This window comes from Pseudomonas sp. JY-Q, assembly GCF_001655295.1.
Lineage (GTDB): Bacteria > Pseudomonadota > Gammaproteobacteria > Pseudomonadales > Pseudomonadaceae > Aquipseudomonas > Aquipseudomonas alloputida.
This window is the reverse complement of sequence record NZ_CP011525.1, coordinates 3,316,303-3,335,643: the sequence shown is the minus strand read 5'-3', so window position 1 is coordinate 3,335,643 and position 19,341 is coordinate 3,316,303. Positions and strand designations below refer to the sequence as shown.

Below are 19,341 nucleotides of genomic sequence, written 5' to 3'. Positions count from 1 at the left end.
AATAAATCTGCAATCCCACAAAGATTTTGAGGTAGTACCCCAAATGGCCAAGGCCGCCGATGTCGTTGTGCAATGCCTGGAAAACGAAGGTGTCGAGTATGTATTCGGCATTCCCGGTGAGGAAAACCTCGACCTGCTCGAATCCCTGCGCAAGTCGAAGATCAAGCTGGTACTGACCCGTCACGAGCAGTCTGCAGGTTTCATGGCTGCCACCTACGGTCGTCTGACCGGCAAGACCGGCGTCAGCCTGTCGACCCTCGGCCCTGGTGCCACCAACCTGGTGACCGCCAGCGCCTACGCCTACCTGGGCGGCATGCCGATGATGATGATCACCGGGCAGAAGCCGATCAAGAAGTCCAAGCAGGGTCGCTTCCAGATCATTGACGTGTGCGGCATGATGGACCCCATCACCAAGTACACCCACCAGTTCGCCTCGGCCGACAACATCCCGGCCCGCATGCGCGAAGCCTTCCGCCTGGCCGAAGAAGAAAAGCCGGGGGCGGTGCACCTGGAGCTGCCGGAAGACATCGCCGCCGAGCAGACCGACGCGCTGCCGATCCCGCGCAGCCTGCACCGCCGCCCGCTGGCCGAGCACGTGGCCATTGAAGCTGCCGTCGAGAAACTGCAGAACGCGCGTAACCCGATCCTGGTGATCGGTGCCGGTGCCAACCGCAAGATGACCGCCAAGGTCCTCAAGCAACTGATCGACAAGACCGGCATCCCGTTCATCACCACCCAAATGGGTAAAGGCGTGGTCGACGAGCGCCACCCGCGCTTCCTTGGCAACGCTGCGCTGTCGTCGGGCGACTTCGTTCACCGCGCCGTCGAAGCCGCCGACCTGATCATCAACATCGGCCACGATGTGATCGAGAAGCCGCCGTTCTTCATGGTCCGTGGCGGCACCGAAGTCATCCACATCAACTTCCGCTCTGCCGAAGTCGATGCCGTGTACTTCCCGCAAGTAGAAGTGATCGGCGACATCGCCAACGCCGTGTGGCAGATCAGTGAAGCACTGAACGACACGTCGCACTGGGACTTCACCCGCCTGATGGCCATCCGTGAAGCCAACGAAGCACAGATCGCCGAAGGCGCCGACGACGACCGCTTCCCGGTCTACCCACAGCGCATGGTGGCTGACATCCGTCGTGTACTGCCGTCCGAAGGCATCGTCGCCCTGGACAACGGCATCTACAAGATCTGGTTCGCCCGCAACTACAAAGCGCACAAGCCAAACACCGTGCTGCTGGACAACGCCCTGGCGACCATGGGCGCCGGCCTGCCATCGGCAATGGCTGCGCACCTGGTGCACCCGGACCGCCCGGTAATCTCGGTGTGCGGCGACGGCGGCTTCATGATGAACAGCCAGGAACTGGAGACTGCAGTACGTCTGGGCATGCACATCACCGTGGTGATCCTGCGTGACGACGGCTACGGCATGATCCGCTGGAAGCAGGCCAACATGGGCTTCACCGATTTCGGCCTGGACTACGGCAACCCGGACTTCGTCAAGTATGCCGAAGCCTACGGCGCCAACGGCCACCGCGTGGAAAGCGCCGAAGGCCTGCTGCCGCTGCTGGAGCACTGCATCAAGACCCCAGGTGTGCACGTGATCGACTGCCCGGTCGATTACAGCGAGAACGACCGCATCCTCAACAGCGAGCTGCGTGAGCGCGCGCTGGCAGTGTAAGCCCTGACAGGCCGGCGCCGTCTTTTTGCCGGCGCGGCCTGGTGCTGTAAAGAGGCCCGTATAGCTGACGGTGATGTGTCGGCTTTACGGGCCTTTTCGCAATACAAGGCTGCTTCTGTATCCCATTCACCCCAGCTCAAGCAGACCTTGCAGGCTGGCCAGAATGGCATTGGCGTCATAAGGCTTGCGGGTGATGGGCACATGCTGCAAGTGCTCGGGAATGCTGATGCCGTCGCCATAGCCGGTGGCAAAGAGGAACGGGACCTGCCGGCGAACCAGTTCATCTGCTACGGAAATGGAGGTTCCGGTGCCCAGGTTGACATCCAGTATTGCCGCGTCCGGTTTGTGGCTACCAAGCAGTTGCATGGCTTGGTCCTCGGAGCTGGCGGTGATCACGTCCTCGATTTGCGCATCGTTGAGAATTTGCTCCAGGCCTACTGCAATTACCAGTTGATCCTCGAGTATCAGCACACACAAACCCGAGCGCGCTGCAAACGCACCGTTTGCACGGGCCATAGGCGTGGCCGGGAGAGCGGTTACTGCCGCTTCGGCTACGGAAAGGTGCTTGGCCGGGATTCTGAAAAAGCCTTGCAGGCCTTCGGGGTGATATTCCACCGCGCTGGTGCCACCCAGGTCGAACGGGATGCTGCGGTCGATCAGCACCGTACCGAAGCCGCTGCGGCTGGGCGGGCGTACCGTTGGCCCACCACTTTCCCGCCAACTGATGGCACAAGCGTTGGTGGCGTCGATTGCCCAGCTCACCGAAAGCTTGCCGCCAGCCCGCGATAGCGCACCGTACTTGGCCGCGTTGGTGGCCAGTTCGTGCAGCACCAGGGCCATGACCGAGTACGCGCGCGCATCGAGGATGACGTTCGGGCCCTGCAACTCGATCACGTCGGCAGCCGTGCGATAGGGAGAAAGCTCGGCCTCCAGCAGCTTCGCCAGGCGCCCGCCACCGTCACCGCGCACCACCTGGTCATGGGCCAACGACAAGGCCTGGATACGCCCTTTGAGCGTTGCCACATAGTCCTGCAGGGTCTGGCTTTCCGGGGTCGGATGGGCAACCAGTGCACCAATCAGCGACAGGATGTTCTTGACCCTGTGGTTGAGCTCTTCGTTGAGCATGCGCTGGCGCACGTCGGCTTTGGCGCGTTCACTGGCGAGCAGTTCGCTGTTGTGCAGCACCACTTCGACGATAGCGGTACGGATGGCATCGCCAAACTGGCGGTCCTGCTCGGTCCAGGGTAGCGACTGCTGGTGAACGGTTTCTTTCCAGATGGCGAAGCTCTTGCGGGGCGTCAGGCGGTCGCCCAACGCGCCGCTGTCATAGGTCTTGTTCGGGTCCCCGGCCCAGTCGAGTGTCTCGATCACCTCCTTGCGGAAGAAGATCAAGTAATCCCTTGGGTGTTGCGACATCGGGACGATCAGCACACCCGACACATCATTAAAATACGCCTGGGCCGACGGGAGCACTGTCGACAGGCGATTGGACGCCCAGATTCGGCCTTCGCTGACCATGTCTGCCAGACGCAGCAGATCAGGCACGGCCGTTTGGGGCGGCGCCAGCCCTGCGCACGACCAGCGGCCTAGCAGCGACATGCCGATGCCGTCGCAGGGAATCAGCGACATCAACCGGGGCAGGCGTGCGTGGAAGAACCCATCAATGTCCGCCGCCTGGTTGGCGTCGCGCAGCAGGCTGTCCAGGGCTTTGTGGATGCGCACGGCGGCTTCGAGTTTTTGCCGGCTACGCAGGGTCTCGATATGCAGGGAGAAGAACTCACCGAACATCTCGGCGGCCACACGTTGCCCCATGGCCAGCGTGCGCGGTGCGTAGTGATGGCAGGCAATCATTCCCCACAGCTCGCCATTGACGATGACGGAAATCGACATCGAGGCGCCCACGCCCATGTTGCACAGGTATTCGCAATGGATCGGCGAGACGCTGCGCAGGTGCGCGTAGGACAGGTCGAGCGGTTCGCCCGAGGGGTCGAGCACCGGGTTGATGGCGACCGTATTGAACTGGGCGTCGGAGATTACCCGGATCGGGTTGCGCAGGTAGAGCGCGCGGGCCTGCTGGGGGATATCGGAGGCGGGGAAGTATTGGCCCATGAAGCTTTCGAGGTCGCTACGCTTGGACTCGGCAACCACCTTGCCGGCACCGTCGGCTCCCAGCTGGTAGATCATCACCCGGTCGTAACCGAGCACCGCCCTGACAAAGCGGGCGGCGTCGCGGAACAGCTTGTGGGTCTGGTCGATTTCGCGCAGTTGGGCAATCAGTGTGCGGGCCAGCTCGATCGGTTCGGCGATGCTCGCCCCGGCGGGCTCGAATTCGAGGATTGCCGTGCCTTTGTACAAGTGGGCGGCGATGTCGACGGCCGCGCCGTTGGGCAACGTCACGCCGAAACTGAGCGCGGGCCGCGAGGCATCCCGGGTACGGGCAAGTGCGTTGCGAAGCGTATGCGTGACCTCGTCACCCAGCACCGCGTGCAGTTTCTGACCATTGATATCGTTTGCTACACCCAGCATCTGTGGGGCGTTGACCGAATGGCGCAGCACTACGGTCGCCGAGGCATCACAGGCCAGCAGGCAGCCATGGGGCTGGATGCTCCCGGGAATCTGGATGGGCTCCCGGTCGCAGTTGGTCAGGTTAACGTGAGGGTTGTAGGTCATTGGCCCGTGCCTGTGGGTAAGGGGAGGCGGGCTGCAGGTCCGCCATCGTCCGTCAGCCTAGCAGGCATTGCACGCCTTGGGGATGGCGGGTCGGGCAATGCCGGTCCATTCCCAAGGCAATGCTTTGATCACAGCGTGGAGTACGGATGTACTCCCGTCGAGAATCGCTTGAAGGCAGCTACGATCAATGGTCTTATCCCGCGCTTGAGCCAACTGGTATTGCAAGATGAACCGCCCGCTGTTTATTTCCATCGATGGCCCCAAGGGTACCGGCAAGACCACGCTGCTGGAGGCCGTCACTCAAGCGTTACGGCTGGACGGGAACAAGGTGATCCGCCTTTGCGAAAGAAAGAATGATCCTCACCGGGGCGAGACCATGGCCCTGGTCAACCAGCTTTCCAGAAGCCCTTGCCAGGACCTTGAGTTCAAGGTTTGCGAACGCTTCGCTGAAAGCCGAGCCTGGATTTCCCGGCATGTACTGCCCAGGCAGCCCGCTGACAGCATCATCCTGATTGATCGCTGGTACCCCTCTGACGCTGCGTTTCGCCGCACAGTGCCGTTTGACAAGATCCTGCGCCTGAACCTCGAACGAAACGTGCAAGTGCCCGATTTGCATGTCGGGGTTGTCACAACGCCTGAAACCTCATGGGCGAGGGCCGCGGCGCGCACGCGTGGGCTGGGCAGTACGGTGATCCATAACCTGGAAGAACAGGTTGCCTGTACCGAGGCGTTCGAGCGTGCGGTTGCAGAGCAAGGCTGGGTGCTGTGCCGTAATGAAGGGACCGTCGACGAGGCAACGCGGCAGGTCGTTCGCGAGATTCAGGGCGTGCTTCGACACCTGTGAGGCTTGGGTAAGTACGGCCTGTCTACTGCCTCTGCAGGTATCAGGCGCCCTGGCGGTCGATATCACGGCGCAGGACTACCGACGTGGTAATGTCATCCACTGATTCGTGACGTGCCACGTTGTCACGTACCTGGTTGAGGTCGTCGATCGTTCGGGTCTCCACTTCAACCACCAGGTCAAGCTGACCGCTCACCGACGAAACCCGCCGTACGCGCGCGTCCGTTGCCAACTGGTCGAGCAGCCCCATGGCAGGCGTACGCTGCAACGTAACCAGCAAGATCGCGCGTATCACGTTGGCGTCTATTTCGCCGATGTCAGCGCGATAACCGCGAATGACTCCGCTGCGTTCAAGGTTGGCGACACGCTCGGTGGTGGCACTTCGGGAAAGGCCTATGCGGCCGGCTAACGCCTTGAGCGCAATACGCGCGTCCTTCGAAAGTACCTCAAGAATCTCACGATCTTTAGCGTCCAGGTCACGCATTGCAGCCCCTTGATAAGCTTGCCGTCATTATGCCGGTCGGAACCGGCATAATGCCTGTTGCGCCCGACCGTATGCAGGGTGTCCGTTTCGGCGGCGCATGACAAGCTATTGAAAAACAATCAGCGCGCTCGGAACCTGATGATATGACAGACCTTTCCCACCCGGCACCTCGGTTTTCGGCAAGCGATGCAGAGGGCCTTGCAAAAGATTTCTTCAATGTCACCGGCACTGCAACGCCCTTGGATGGGGAACGTGATCGCAATTACCGGCTGGATACGGGCGTAGACGCAGGCTGGATACTGAAAATCGTCAATGCCAGCGAGCCCAGGGTAGAAAGCGAGTTTCAAACCGCGCTACTCGATCACCTGGCCGTGCATGGCGCGCATTTGGGCGTACCACACCTGCGGGCCAGCGTGACGGGCGACTACCTGCCGTCTGTGGCCAGCAGCACCGGTGAACAGCACGCTGTGCGCCTGGTCAGCTGGCTGGCCGGCACGCCACTTGCCAAGGCCAGACGCTCCCTGGCGCTGATGAGAAACTTCGGCCAGGCACTCGGTGAACTTGACCGTGCGCTGCAGGGCTTCATGCACCCGGGCGCAGTCCGCGACCTGGACTGGGACTTACGCCATGCTGCGCGCTCCCGTTCGCGGCTGCACTGCATCAAGGACCCTGATCGCCGGGCCGTTGCCGAGCGCTTCATCACCCGGTTCGAGCAGACGGTACAGCCTGAACTGGCGTCCCTTCGCGCCCAGGTGATCCACAACGACGCCAACGACTGGAACATCCTGGTCGATGCCGAAACGGCCGGCAACGTGACTGGCTTCATCGATTTTGGCGATGCCGTGCACACCGTTCTGATTGCCGAGGTCGCAATCGCCAGCGCCTACGCCATTCTCGACATGGACGACCCGATCGGCGCTGCGGCTGCGCTGGTGGCCGGTTTCCATGAGAAGTACCCGTTGCAAGCGCAAGAGCTTGATGTGTTGTTCAACCTGATAGCCATGCGCTTGGTCATCAGCGTCACGTTCTCCGCTTCCCGGCAGGACCAGACCGACGACAACCCCTACCTGGCGATCAGTGAAGCGCCTGCCTGGCGTCTACTGGAACAGCTCGATTCGATGAACCCACGGTTGGCCTCCGGCATTTTGCGCAAGGCCTGTGGTTTCGATGCCATCGAAGGTGCGGGGGAAGTCCGCCGCTGGATTGCCGACAACCACAAGTCGTTTGCCGACCTGGTGCGCCCGTCAGCCGCCATTCTCGACAAGGTCATCGCGCCGTTTGGCGATGCCAGCCATGAGATGACCATTGCCTCGGCCCAGCAGCGCCCTGCAGATGCGACGCGGTGGTGGAATGAATGCTCTGCCGCGCACAAGGCCCCGCTGGGCATCGGGCCATGGGGCGAGGTACGTGCCGTCTATACCGACAGCGCCTTTGAGTCTCGCTTCATCAAGGGGCAGCACCGGACCCTGCATGTGGGGGTAGATTTGCTGATGCCAGCGGGTACGCCGTTGTACGCACCGATTGCCGGCACCGTCAGAAGCGTCGAGGTTGAGCCAGACCCGCTGGGTTATGGCGGCCTGGTGATGCTCGAGCACACCCCGCCCGGTTGCCCGCCATTTCTGACACTGTGGGGGCACATGGCCCACGAGGCGCTCAGCCGTTTGAAGGCCGGTGACAAGCTCGAAGCGGGCGATCTCGTCGGTTACATGGGCAGCGATCACGAGAACGGCGGCTGGATTCCCCACCTGCATCTGCAGTTGGTCACCGATACCCAGTTGCGCGCGTGCGAGGTCATTGGCGTGGGTGAGCCCGCATACCGCGAAGCGTGGGCCGACCTGTTCCCCGATGCCTCGGCCCTGGCCGGTATCCCGCCAGAGACCTACATCCAGCAGGGGATGACCAAGGCCCAGATCATTGCCAGGCGCAAGGAACTGCTGCTACCCAACCTGTCCATTTCGTACACCGACCCGATCAAGTTCGTGCGCGGTGATGGCGTATGGCTGATCGACAATTTCGGGCGGGCCTACCTGGACTGCTTCAACAACGTGTGCCACCTGGGCCATAGTCATCCCGACGTGGTCGAAGCCCTGACCCGCCAGGCTGCGCTGCTCAACACCAATACCCGCTACCTGCACGACAACATTGTCGAATACGCCGAACGCCTGACCGGCACTTTGCCCAAGGGCCTTTGCGTAGCATCCTTTGGCTGCTCGGGGAGTGAGGCCAACAGCCTGATGCTGCGTATGGCGCGCAACTACACAGGCAGTGATCAGGCGATCGTGCTGGACTGGGCCTACCACGGCACCACTCAGGAACTGATCGATCTGAGCCCTTACAAGTACAAGCGCAAGGCGGGCAAGGGCAGGGCGGCGCATGTTTACGAGGCCGTGGTCCCGGACAGCTACTACGCCCCCGAGCACTGGCCCGTGGAAGCGCACGGCAAGCGCTTTGCCGAGTCGGTGGCAGAGCAGTTGGATGCCATGCGCAAGGCAGGCAAGCGCCCCGGGTTTTTCATTGCCGAGTCGATCCCGAGCGTGGCGGGGCAGGTGTTTTTGCCCGAACACTACCTCGAGGAGGTGTATGCCATGGTGCGAGCCGAAGGTGGGCTGTGCCTGGCCGATGAGGTTCAGGTCGGGTTTGGCCGGGTCGGCAGCCACTGGTGGGCATTCGAGACCCAGGGCGTGGTCCCGGATGCCGTCAGCATGGGCAAACCCATTGGCAACGGCCACCCGATGTCGGCGGTGGTGACCACGCGCGAGGTTGCCGATGCTTTCAACAACGGCATGGAGTATTTCAATACCTTCGCCGGTAACCCGGTGTCATGCGCGGTAGGCCTGGCGGTGCTCGATGCAATCGAGCGCGACCAGTTGAAAGAAAACGCCTTGAATGTCGGCCGTTACCTGCTCGAGGGTTTGCGCAAGCTTCAGCAGCAATTCGACGTGATTGGTGATGTGCGCGGGTTGGGCCTGTTCCTCGGCATCGTGCTGGTCACTGACCGCCAGTCAAAGGCGCCAGCCACGGCCCTGGCCAGAAAAGTGGCTGATGGTGCCCGGGAGCGCGGCGTGTTGATCGGCACCGAAGGCCCGCATGACAACGTGCTGAAAATGCGCCCTTCGATGATTTTCAGCCGGGCCAATGCGGACTTCCTTCTCGAGGTGCTGAAAGACAGCTTCATCGCGGCGCTTAAATAGCGTTTCAGCGCGGGCAGGGCGTGCGCATGTGCACGCCCTGCGGCGCACCTATCTGGCGTGCCGGGCAGGTTGCCAGCATCAAGCGCCCCTGATGCTCAGGCCTTCGCGAGCCTGGCCATGCAGGCCGGCGGCCTCTGGCAATGCCGTGACCTTGATCGCGCGCACCGGTACGGCGAACTTGGCGCCGATTTGCGAGAACCGCTCCAGCAGCCTGAAGTTGATCGCTTGCTGAATGTCCATGTAAAGGTTGTAGCCTGGGTCCCGGACAATGTAGACACACTCGAACTCCAGCGCCTCTTTGCCGAAGCCGCGCAGGTGAGCGCGATCGAAACGCGCCTGCTCCTGGGCCTTGATGGCGTCTTCTACGATGGCTGGCGCTTTCTTCACGGCCTCGGTGGGCGTGTCGTAGGAAAGCCCGAACTCGAACACGATGCGACGCTCTTGCAGGCGCTTGTAATTCTGGATGGTGCTGCTGATCATGCTGGCGTTGGCCATGACGATCTGCTCGCCGCCGAGGCTGCGGATGCGTGTGGTTTTGAGGCCGACGTGCTCAACGGTGCCCGCCAGGGGCCCGATGACGATGAAGTCACCGATCTCGAACGGCTTGTCCACGGCGATCGACAACGAAGCGAACAGGTCGCCAAGGATATTCTGCACAGCCAGCGCCACCGCGATGCCGCCCACGCCAAGGCTGGCGACGAAGGCGGTGATGTTCACCCCCAGGTTCGACAGCATCGCCAGCACTACGACTGACCACAGCAGGACCCGCGCGCCCCAGGCCGAAAGGGTTGCCAGTGCGCTGCCCTGGTTCAGGCCGTCGGTACGGTGGCGGGCGAAGTAGCGGCTCAGGCCCAGGCCGATGGCGCGGTTGGCCCACAGGCCAATCTGCAAGGCAGCGACCACGAACCACAGGCTGCTGACCCTGCTCAGCCAGCGCTCGGGCAGGTCGAGCATGCTCAGGCCCACCAGCAATGAGGCCAGCAACAACAGAACGTTGCTGGTGCCGGAAAGCACCTTGGCCATTATCTGGCTCAGTGGGCCTTCGTGTTCGGACCAGCGCCGTACCCGGCGGATCAGGAAACTGATGGCGGCACGGGCGACCAGGAAGACTACGGTGGCGACTGTCAGCGCCACCAGCAGATTGAGAATGGAGATGCCGAATAGGGTGGTTTCGGTGAAAAACGCGATGATGCGGTCGTTCATGAGTACCTCGCCTCTGGGGTGATTTGCCAAGGTGCTTTCTTGGGACGTCAAAGAGGCGCAACAGGTCGATCGGATTTCACCACGCTGGGCAGACGGAGTCAGTCTCGTTAGATTTTCTTTAGTAACCGCAACAGTTTGTTCAGCATTGGCACGACTTGCGGGGTTCGATTGCCAACGCACGCTTGCCGCAACGGCTGCAGGCCCATGCCAACCTACACCTGTTCGACGATGCCGTGCGCACGCTGCGCCGAGCGCCGGGTGACGCCGTGGCCCAGGACCCTGCATAGCACTTCCTTGGAGGGGCTAGTGCTGCTTGTGCAATGTCTCCTGCTCCGGTTCGGCGACCGTGACCCGGTTACGGCCCGATACCTTGGAAAGGTACATGGCGCTGTCTGCACTGCTGAGCAAGGCGCCGAGCTCAGTGGCAGGGGCCTTCGCGAACGCTAAACCTATGCTTGCGGTGACCGGGTGTTCATCATTCACACGCAGTTTGGCTATCAGGGCCCGCAGGCGCTCGGCAACCTCAATCGCCGTGTCTGGCGGCGTATTGGGCAGCAGGATGGCGAACTCCTCGCCGCCCAGCCTGCCGGCAATGTCGTTGTCACGCAGGCTGGCACTGATCGCTGCACCGATGCGTTGCAGCACCTGGTCGCCTGCGGCATGCCCGAACGTGTCGTTGATCTGTTTGAAATGGTCGACGTCCAGCATCAACACGGCCATGAATGTACCCGCATCCCTGCACTGGACGTGCTGCGCCGAAGCGTTGTCGAAAAAAGCACGTCGGTTGTTCAGGCCGGTCAGTTCGTCCGTGCACGAGGCCACCATGGCAAGCCGATGCGCGCGTTGCATTTCGTGTTTCAGGCGCCAGGCCGTCGTCAATGCCGAGGACAGGCTTTGCGTCGCGCTGACCACGAACCAGGCGAACACCAGCACCGCCAAGGCTATCCCTTGTTGCAGCGTAGAAGGTTGCAACAGTAGCCAGCCTGTAGAAGGCAGCAAGACCAGGCCCATCGACACCAGGGTCATGTTGCGGTAGGAGGAGTAACACGACACCGCGCTGACAGACATGCCGACGGCAAACAACATGATCAGCGTCTGCCCCAGCGCGTCGTCGGTGGGCATTACGGCAAAGGCGCCCCAGCCCCAGATAGCCGCCGACAGCATCAGCGTGACCCAGTAACGCCACTCCCAGCGTTCGGCCGTGCGCTGGTTGGCCGGTGCTCGCAGATAGGCGAAGAACATGGCGGTACGCACGCCGGTCGACAGGCCCAATAACGTCATCCACACGATGACCCTTTGCGGGTCGAAACGCTCCCAGCCCAACCAGCACAGCATGACGGCGGCCAGGAAGCTGCCAAGCACAGCGGGCGCCGACTGGACAAACAGCTGTTCAAGCCGATCCCTCCGTACGGAGTAGGCTATTTCATCGCCGGGATCAAGGTTTGTCATGGCTGGCGCCGCCGCGTGTGACCGGTAGCGGATTCTGGCACTTTGACGGCGTCCTGGAAAAGCCTCCTGGCGTTCACATGTGATGCCCTTCGCCCTGTTCGATTGCTGGATTCAGAAAGCGTTGCGGTAAGTAGTGGCAGTGCAGCACAGGTTATCGCCACGGTTACGGCACCTGCGACGTTTCCCGTATTTCACGTCGTTGCGCGGATCCTTTTCTTGATCGAAGGCTGCCTTGGCTACACAGTTTCCCCTCGCAAGTTCAATCACGAACATAGCGTGTTTTCCGGCACTTCGAAAGCCAATTGATCGCGACGGCCAACAAGCGGTCGAGCAAGCCAAGGCCACTGAGGGCGTTGCCCGAGCCACTGGCGCCGACCAACGTGCAGGCTTTCAGAAGTCGAACGTCACGCCGGCATACAGCGCACGACCGTCACCCGGGGCGTGCAGGGAAGCCTCCGCACCATCCGGGTCGTACCACACGTACTCATAGTAGTGGTTGGTGAGGTTCTTCAACTGCAGGTCCACGCTCATGGTTTCGCTGACCTTGTACGTTGCACCGAGGTTCATCAGTACGTAGCCGCCATACGTACCTTGGGTGTTATCCCGCTCCAGGTAGTAGTTGGTCTGCCCGTTCGCCCAGGCAGTCAGTTGCAGCGCGGGAGTGGCCTGGTAGCTGATGCCGGTGTTCCACAGATGGTGTGGCACGTGATCGATTTCCTGGCCTTTGCTGCTTGGTAACGCGCTGCTGGGCTCAAGGATCTTGGAGTACTGCCAGGAGTAGGACATCCACACCTCGGTGCGTTCGTCCGGGTGCAGGTTGACCTGCAGGTCATAGCCCCAGCGGCGTGTTTCGCCGACGTTGTCCGACTCGCCGCTAGGGTCGTTCAGGCGACGGCTCACTTCGCCAGAGGCGTCCTGACGCCAATAGGCCACGCGGCCATCGACCCAGCTGGCCGGGGTGAACTTGACGCCGGTTTCCCAGCCTTCGTTGATCGAAGGGTCCAGGTCCTCGTTGCGCGGCGGCACCTTGTAGGCTGCGGCGCCCGTCCCGACCTGGAAGGTGCGGCCCCAGTTGGCGTAAACGCTGGCGAACTTCCACGGCGAATAGACAATGCTGAGCTTGGGCTGCTTGATCAGCCCGTAGTCGTTGATGTCGTAGTCCTGCCCGATCATCTTGTTGGTGAAGTCACCACTGATCTTGTCCACCCGGTAGGCCGGCACGATCTTCAGCGATTCGAACGGCTCGATCTCCGCCTGCACGTAGGCACCGACCGTGTTGAAGTCGAAGTCCTGGTCGCGTGTCTGCGCCTGGCGTACACGCTCCACGGTGCGGTAGCGTTCGCTGCGATTCTGTTGCTTCTGCACATCGCTTCCGCCTTCAAGGGCAAACGCATGCAGCCAGTCCACCTGTGGTCGCCAAGTCAGCGAGGTAATGGCACCGTACTGATCCTCGTACGTGTCGCGTTCCTGCTGCGAACTGCTGCGCCAGTACTGCGTCCAGCGACGGTCGTCATAGGTGTTGAGGTAGGTCTTGGCCGACCAGGACAGGGTCTGCGCCAGTTCGGTATCGAAATGCAGGCTGACCTGGTTCATCCGCCGCGTGCCCTTGTCCGTGGCGTTGTAGTCGTTGCTCATGCGCGGGTGGTGGCGGGCGTTGTCCTCGGTGAGGTAGCCGGCCTCCTGCGCTTCGGACTCGTAATGGCGGGCGATCAGGCCCACGCGGTAGTTGCCATCGTCCGGGGTGTAGAACCATTTACCGCCGAAGCTGTAGCGTTCGGTGTCGGCATGGTCGCGGTAGCCGTCGACCTGCTGGCGGGCGAAGAAGTAGTTCTGCGTCCAGTTACTGGTCTCGATGCCCTTGGCCAGTTGCACCTCGCGGGTGTTGAAGCTGCCATAACGCATGCGCGCTTTGTTGTAGTTGCCGCCGGTACGGGTATTGATGTTGACGTTGCCCGCAATGTTGTTCAGGCCATAGCGCGGGTCGCTGGTGCCGCGCACCACCTCGATGCTGTCGATGTCCATGGGGAACACCGAGTCGATGAAGGGCATGTTGCCGTCATTGGTGTTGCTGGGAATGCCGTCGATCAACAGTTTCACGGCGTTGATTTCGCCTTCGCCATTGAAACCGCGGAACGAAAGCTTGCCGGAGGTGGTGCCTTGGTTGAACTCGGTGAGCATCACCCCCGGTGCCCGGCGGAACAGCTCCCAGCTGTAGGCAACAGGCATCTTCTCGAGGATGTCGCCGCCCAGAATATCCACCGAACTGAGCACGCTGGTTGTGGCCAGGGGGCCGCTGTCGGTGCCGGTCACATTGACCGCGCCGAGGGTGAGTACCGAGTTTTCGGCAGGCAGTGTTTCAGCGATGGCAAGTGACAGTGGGTTGAGGCCGAACAAGGCGAGCACGGGCAATACGGCGCGTGCGGTGCAACGGGACGCAGGCATGTGTGGTTTCCTGGCAAAAACGGTCGGGCAAGGTCAGGCGTCGTGCAGCGCACGCCATGACCACAAGACAGCAGCGACGGTTTAGGCCAGGGGTGAGGCGCGGGGATTCAGCCGAGGCCACTGTTCTCGTGGCAGCGGCAAGGCATGACGGTCTCCCAGTAGAAGGTCGGCCGGCCAGTAGCGGGGGAACAGATGGCGGTAGTAATCACCGCCTGCCAAGGCATGGCTGGCATGGCCACAACAGCAGTCACCACGCTGATGCTTGGGTTCAGGGGAATGGTCGAGTTGCGGCAGGTCTGCCTTGAGCTGGGTCAACAGTGACTTGGGCAGGCTCTGGGCACCGTGCAGGCTGCAGAAGCTGCCAAATATCAACGACTGGCTGTCGATGCGGGGTGCCTGCAAGGCACGGTCAAGCGGCATCGCCAGCAGGTTGAACAGCAGGGCGAAGCAGGCGAACAGACAAAGTTGTGCACGTGCACGTGAGAGCATGAGTCACCCGACCGAACGTGGCGCGAATTGAGCCGCATCCGTTGCGGGCTGTATACATTGCGTGGCAGGCCATTTTGTCGCAGGTGCACCACGCTGAGGGCTCAATGACTGCGCATGCTGGCGGCCACCCTGAACACCCGCATCAGCCAGGCGAACAGGCGCAGCGCCTTTAGCGGCTGTTGCGCCCAATGGTCGGGCAACTCGGCGCAGCACCCCGCCGGCAAAGCCGGCAGGTGGGCAAGGCGCTCGGTCGGTGTCAGCTTGGGGTAGCCGCCCTACAGCATGGCAACCCCAGAGACGAACCACCGCGCCATGAACAGGCAGGCGACGATGCCCAGCCAGCGGTGCCACAGGTACAGCTGGCTCCACGCTCATCAGTAGCGCCAGTGCACAGCGACTTCCAGGCTGCGCGGTTCACCCAGGTAGTACTGGGTGTTGGTCTGGTGGATGAAGCGGGCATACACCTCGTCGGTGAGGTTGCGCAGCCGCGCGCTGACTTGCACGTGCTTGTCCAGGTCGTGGGTCATGGACAGCCCGTAGACGGTGTACGACGGTACCCATGCGGTGTTGGCGGTGTTGGCGTACACCGATGAGACATAGCGGGCATCGGCCCCGACCTGCCAGCCGGGCGCCAGGTCGTAGGTCAACCAGAGGTTGGCCACGCGGTCGGGGATGTTGACCGGGTGCTTACCCTTGCGCGAGTACACCACGCCGCCGATGGTTTCGTTGAATTCATCGTATTCGGCATTCACCCAACTGAAGTTGCCCGCCGCCAGCAGCTTGGACGTGACCTTGAACGAGGCTGCCAGCTCGATGCCGGTGGAGGTCTGCTGGCCCGCCTGCTCGGTGGTGTTGGGCACGGTCGAGGAGGGCACGGAGATATCCTTGCGCACGATGCGATACGCCGCTGCCGTCGCCGAGCCGCGGCCGTCGAGGAAGTCGAACTTGCTGCCTATCTCGACCTGACGGCCGGTGCTCAGGTCGAAGTCGCCGACCTGGCTGATCGAGGCGCTGGTCAGGGTACCGCCTGGTGGTTCGGCCGAGGTGCTGTATTGGGTGTACAGGCTGACGTTGGAGGTCAGGTCATAGACCAGGCCCAGGCGCCCGGTGATGGCGTCCCAGCGTCGGTCGAGCCTGGCTCGCGCCACATGGTCGACCACGTCGAAGTCGATATGGTCGTAGCGCAGCGCGGTGATCAATGACAGTTGATCGGTCAGGCGGGTACGGTTCTCGACGAAGGCCGAGGTGGTGTCGGTGGTGGTGGTTCTGCCCTTGGTCATGGGCGCGTCCATGCCGGGGATATCGAGGAAGTGCCCGGGTTCGAAGCTATTCGGGTCAACCGTGTCGAACGCCCCTTTGGACAGCGGGTAGTTGGTTTGCTGGTTGGTGCTGTAGTCCATGCCGAACGCCCAGTCGCTGGCCAGGCCGAACAACTGGCCCTGGTGGGTCAGCTCCAGCTTGTTGCCGTTGACCTCCTGGTCTTGCCGCTGGCGATAGCCGCCGGAGCGAGCGATGGCGCTGTTGTCGGCGTTGTAGCGATACACCTCGAGATTGCGGTAATCGCGCTGGCCGTTGTAGTGGTAGAAGGTATTACGCAGTTGGGTGGTGTCGTCGAAGCGGTAGTCGGTGATCGAGCGCAGCCACCGGGTGCGCTGCTCGTAGCGACCGTCTTCGACGTTGTAGTTGTTGAAACGGTTGTGCTTGTCGATGTGCAAGGTACCGACCAGTGGCTGCAATACGGGTGAGCCCCAGTAGGGGCTGTCCTCTTGCTCTTCCAGGTACTCGATGGCCAGCGTGTGCGAGAGCTGGTCGTTGATGTCGCTAAGCAGCGAGAAGGCCAGGTTGCCGGCCCCATTCTCCTGGCGATCGATATAGCCGTTGGTGCTGGTGCGGCTGTAGTCGAGGCGCGCATAGTGGCGTGGGCCGTCGCCCGTGTTCAGCGCCTTGTTGAAGGCAACCGACGTTTCCATGGTGTCGTAGCGTGCATAACTGACGCGCCCTTCGAAGGTGTCTTCGTCACGGCTTGCCAGCCGGGTGATGAAATTGAGGCTGCCACCGACAGCGCCGCTGCCGTTGAGGAAGGAGGACGGCCCGCCGAGCAATTCGACACGGTCATAGATCCAGGCGCCCACCGGGCGCGCCGCGCCGCCATACTGCAAATTGATGCCATTGAACAACTGGCTGATCTGGGCACCGTTGAACCCTCGGTACGCCACATATCCCCCCCAGCCGGGCGGAGCCGAGGCGTTAACCCCGGGCAGTGCATTGGCGGCGTCCTGGAAGTTACGTGCGCCAATGCGCTCCATGGTCTTGCGGTCGGCAACGCTGACGGAGGCGGGGTTCTCCCTGGCGCTCAGGTTCAGCCGCGAGCCGCTTTCGATGGGGCGATCAAGGTCAAGGCGGGTTGCCTCCGTGGGTTGATTGGCTGTGGCCGTGACATTGCTGGCCGGCAGGGTCAGGGTGTCATCCTGCGCCCAGGCACAGGTTGCGCTGCCAACGAGCAGCGCCAAAGTGGTCATGCGGAACATGCAAGGCTTCCTGGCTGAAATCGGTGAGCACACGCCCGCTGCCGATCAGGCGGCACGGGGACGTGGCGATGTCAGAACGCGAGAAGCGAAGCGGGAGAGGCGCGGGGATTGACCAGTGGCCAGCGCTGCTTGGGCAGGCGTGGCGGAGGTTGGTTGGGTAAAGGGCTGCCCGGCTCGCCGGCGAGCAGGGTCAGCAGGCCGAAAAAGACGGCCAGCAGTGTGGCGCTGAACAGGCTGGCGATCACGCAGTCACCGCCGGCAGGCAGGCTCGGATCGCTGAAGTCTTGCTCACCTTGGACCATGCCGCTGCTGTCGGCCGCGCACCAGGCGGCATCATCCAGGCCAGCCAGGCGCAACCCGGCCATTTGCCCATGGCCCATGGCGCACAGCAACGAGCCGAACAGGATGCTGAAATACAGCACCCAGGCGACCTGTGATCGTGTGTGGTGGGCCAGCTTCATTGCAGGACTCGGCGTGACAACTGAATGATCAGGTTTAGAGGTTGGCGAGGGATTCTACATGTTCTGGTGCATCTGAACAGGGGGGATTTTTCAAGCACGAATAGTCAATCGGGTACTGTCGGGGGAGGGCTATCGCAGCAATGTCGGCTTCATGTACAGGCCCACCGAGACTCAGTGCTCACCGATGAGTTCGGCAGCAAGAGCGCGGCGTTCGTAAAGCACAAGTCCACTGCCCGCGTGTGCAAACAAGCGCGCGGCATGCCGGCTGCAGCCGGGTTAAAATGCGCAGGGGTAACGAGATGGGCGACACCCTCGGAGAGGTAGGCCGCCACGCCTGTTGTTGCCAGTATGGGCGTGGTGAGATCCGGCCCCGAGTCAGTTCAAGCATGATGGCTGAGGCAGTCAACGCAGCGCGTGTGTGATCGATGGGAAGCTGCAGTTATTCATAAGCTGTTCCTTCAAAACCTCCACCGCTTTAGGCCTTCTGGGGTTGGACTTGTAAAGCAGGACTACCTGGCGCATGTAGCGGTCAGCGTCCGACACGGGCGTTGCCTGTACGTCGTCAGTTTTCAATCCCGCCCATAGCGGGACGACGGAGGCCCCCATACCTTTTGCGACCATGATGTAGATTGCATCTAGCGCATCCAGATTGCAGAGGACATCGGGTTGCAGGTTATTGTCATTCAAGTATTGCTGTGCAATCTGCCCACCCCAGGCATTTGAGTCATATCGAATCAGGTTTCGACCAAGAATCGTCGAGCGGATGTCGCGCTTGTCAATCGGGTCTTTGGTCAAAAGCATCAGGGGTTCTTCTCGAAGCACCTGTACACGAATGGTTTTGGGGACGGTGAAGGGCGGACATACCATGATTCCCGCATCGAGCTCTCCGCAGGCTACTTGTTCGTAAAGACTGCGCGAGTCCCCTGGCGTGATGCGTAGCCTCAGTTGCGGGGCAATACTTGATAGCTGATTCATGGCCTCCGGCAATAGGCCTGTCAACGCTGTAGAAATCGCGCCGATTTTGAGGTACCCGGACAGGCTACTGGTGTCCAGATCCTCTTTCAGCTCTGCTGCCCCCTGGATCAGATCTCGAATTTTCGGCAGCAACGACAGGCATTTCTCGGTAGGTTCGACAGCGTGTGCGCTTCGGTTCAGGAGTTCGCACGCCAGCGATTTCTCGAGTGCTTGTATACGTTGGCTGACTGCAGGTGCGGTCAGGTTTTCCCGTCGAGCAGCCGCTGCAATCGAGCCAGTTTCTATCACCGCCATCAGGCTTTCGAGAAATCGAGTGTCCAAAACATTTCCTTTCGCTGAGAGATGGAAAAATGCGCTTTAGCACGTGCGCGAGGCTACGCTAACCTCCCCAAAAGTTCTATCACGAAGCAAAGAGGTTAGTTATGAAATCGTTATTTCATGTTTCGTACCACGTCACAGATCTCGAAACGTCTCGTAACTTCTACGGTAACATTCTCGGCTGCAAAGAAGGCCGTACGAGTGAAACTTATGTGGATTACGATTTCTTCGGTCATCAGATTTCGCTTCACAAAGGTGTTCCTTTTCCAACTACCCGTACCGGTAAAGTCGGCGACCATGAAGTGCTGATGCCGCATATCGGCTTGGTGCTGCATCTGGATGACTGGTTCGCGATGGCAGACCGCCTGGCGCTTCATGGCGTGCAGTTCGACATACCGCCGGTTGTACGATTCCCGGGCCAACCTGGGGAGCAGCGAACGATGTTTTTCCTGGACCCCAGTGGCAACCCGATCGAGATCAAAGGGTTCAAGGACTTTGAAGGTGTATTTGCCACCTGATTGGCATAAACCTTCGGGACGCGCCTCCCGCTTTGTCTGCGTGAGATAAGAGGTGTGTATCGATGAGTGGCCACTCAATAAAAAT

Annotated in this window: 14 protein-coding genes and 1 pseudogene; 5 read left to right on the top strand and 10 right to left on the bottom strand. The window is 61.3% G+C overall.

What is annotated here, in order from left to right; all coding sequences use genetic code 11:
- Positions 1–43: 43 nt before the first annotated feature.
- Positions 44–1,687, top strand: a complete 1,644-nt coding sequence (locus AA098_RS15150) for an acetolactate synthase large subunit (protein ID WP_004576806.1) — start codon at positions 44–46, stop codon at positions 1,685–1,687.
- A gap of 126 nt (positions 1,688–1,813) precedes the next feature.
- On the opposite strand, the gene AA098_RS15145 is transcribed toward AA098_RS15150, so the two are convergent.
- Entirely contained in the window at positions 1,814–4,357 is a 2,544-nt protein-coding gene (locus tag AA098_RS15145; RefSeq protein WP_064614642.1) for an HWE histidine kinase domain-containing protein, read from the bottom strand.
- A 226-nt stretch (positions 4,358–4,583) separates the two neighbouring features.
- Here AA098_RS15145 and AA098_RS15140 point away from each other — a divergent pair, with 226 nt between their 5' ends.
- Positions 4,584–5,201 (top strand): dTMP kinase, encoded by a 618-nt coding sequence (locus AA098_RS15140; protein ID WP_064614640.1) that lies wholly within the window; start codon positions 4,584–4,586, stop codon positions 5,199–5,201.
- A gap of 40 nt (positions 5,202–5,241) precedes the next feature.
- Here the strand turns inward: AA098_RS15140 and AA098_RS15135 are convergent, their stop codons facing one another.
- Entirely contained in the window at positions 5,242–5,682 is a 441-nt protein-coding gene (locus AA098_RS15135; RefSeq protein ID WP_004374903.1) for an Lrp/AsnC family transcriptional regulator, read from the bottom strand.
- A 143-nt stretch (positions 5,683–5,825) separates the two neighbouring features.
- Here AA098_RS15135 and AA098_RS15130 point away from each other — a divergent pair, with 143 nt between their 5' ends.
- On the top strand, positions 5,826–8,873 hold the full coding sequence (locus tag AA098_RS15130; protein ID WP_064614638.1) for an aminotransferase class III-fold pyridoxal phosphate-dependent enzyme: 3,048 nt from the start codon (positions 5,826–5,828) through the stop codon (positions 8,871–8,873).
- Positions 8,874–8,951: 78 nt separating this feature from the next.
- Here the strand turns inward: AA098_RS15130 and AA098_RS15125 are convergent, their stop codons facing one another.
- Complete coding sequence (locus tag AA098_RS15125) at positions 8,952–10,076, bottom strand: mechanosensitive ion channel family protein (protein WP_064614636.1); 1,125 nt, start codon at positions 10,074–10,076, stop codon at positions 8,952–8,954.
- 155 nt (positions 10,077–10,231) lie between these two features.
- Here AA098_RS15125 and AA098_RS29835 point away from each other — a divergent pair, with 155 nt between their 5' ends.
- Entirely contained in the window at positions 10,232–10,363 is a 132-nt protein-coding gene (locus AA098_RS29835; RefSeq protein WP_004374893.1) for a hypothetical protein, read from the top strand.
- 16 nt (positions 10,364–10,379) lie between these two features.
- On the opposite strand, the gene AA098_RS15120 is transcribed toward AA098_RS29835, so the two are convergent.
- The 7 genes and pseudogenes from AA098_RS15120 to AA098_RS15095 all read right to left on the bottom strand — a co-directional run bounded on the left by AA098_RS15120 (position 10,380) and on the right by AA098_RS15095 (position 18,741).
- Positions 10,380–11,438, bottom strand: coding sequence for a diguanylate cyclase (locus tag AA098_RS15120; RefSeq protein WP_004374892.1), 1,059 nt, complete (start codon positions 11,436–11,438; stop codon positions 10,380–10,382).
- Positions 11,439–11,915: 477 nt separating this feature from the next.
- On the bottom strand, positions 11,916–13,967 hold the full coding sequence (locus AA098_RS15115; RefSeq protein ID WP_064614634.1) for a TonB-dependent receptor: 2,052 nt from the start codon (positions 13,965–13,967) through the stop codon (positions 11,916–11,918).
- 81 nt (positions 13,968–14,048) lie between these two features.
- Positions 14,049–14,456: a DUF2946 family protein gene (locus AA098_RS15110; protein WP_004374888.1), complete on the bottom strand. Its 408-nt coding sequence runs from the start codon at positions 14,454–14,456 to the stop codon at positions 14,049–14,051.
- 194 nt (positions 14,457–14,650) lie between these two features.
- Positions 14,651–14,770: pseudogene (locus AA098_RS29830) on the bottom strand (hypothetical protein); the annotation flags it as partial.
- Positions 14,771–14,830: 60 nt separating this feature from the next.
- Positions 14,831–16,984, bottom strand: a complete 2,154-nt coding sequence (locus AA098_RS15105; RefSeq protein WP_064614632.1) for a TonB-dependent siderophore receptor — start codon at positions 16,982–16,984, stop codon at positions 14,831–14,833.
- A gap of 71 nt (positions 16,985–17,055) precedes the next feature.
- The gene (locus tag AA098_RS15100; RefSeq protein WP_004374882.1) at positions 17,056–17,445 is read right to left on the bottom strand and encodes a DUF2946 family protein; all 390 of its coding nucleotides are present in this window, start codon (positions 17,443–17,445) and stop codon (positions 17,056–17,058) included.
- A 402-nt stretch (positions 17,446–17,847) separates the two neighbouring features.
- Positions 17,848–18,741 (bottom strand): LysR family transcriptional regulator, encoded by an 894-nt coding sequence (locus AA098_RS15095; RefSeq protein WP_004374880.1) that lies wholly within the window; start codon positions 18,739–18,741, stop codon positions 17,848–17,850.
- Between the two features lie 101 nt (positions 18,742–18,842).
- Here AA098_RS15095 and AA098_RS15090 point away from each other — a divergent pair, with 101 nt between their 5' ends.
- Positions 18,843–19,256, top strand: coding sequence for a VOC family protein (locus AA098_RS15090; RefSeq protein ID WP_004577558.1), 414 nt, complete (start codon positions 18,843–18,845; stop codon positions 19,254–19,256).
- Positions 19,257–19,341: the final 85 nt, after the last annotated feature.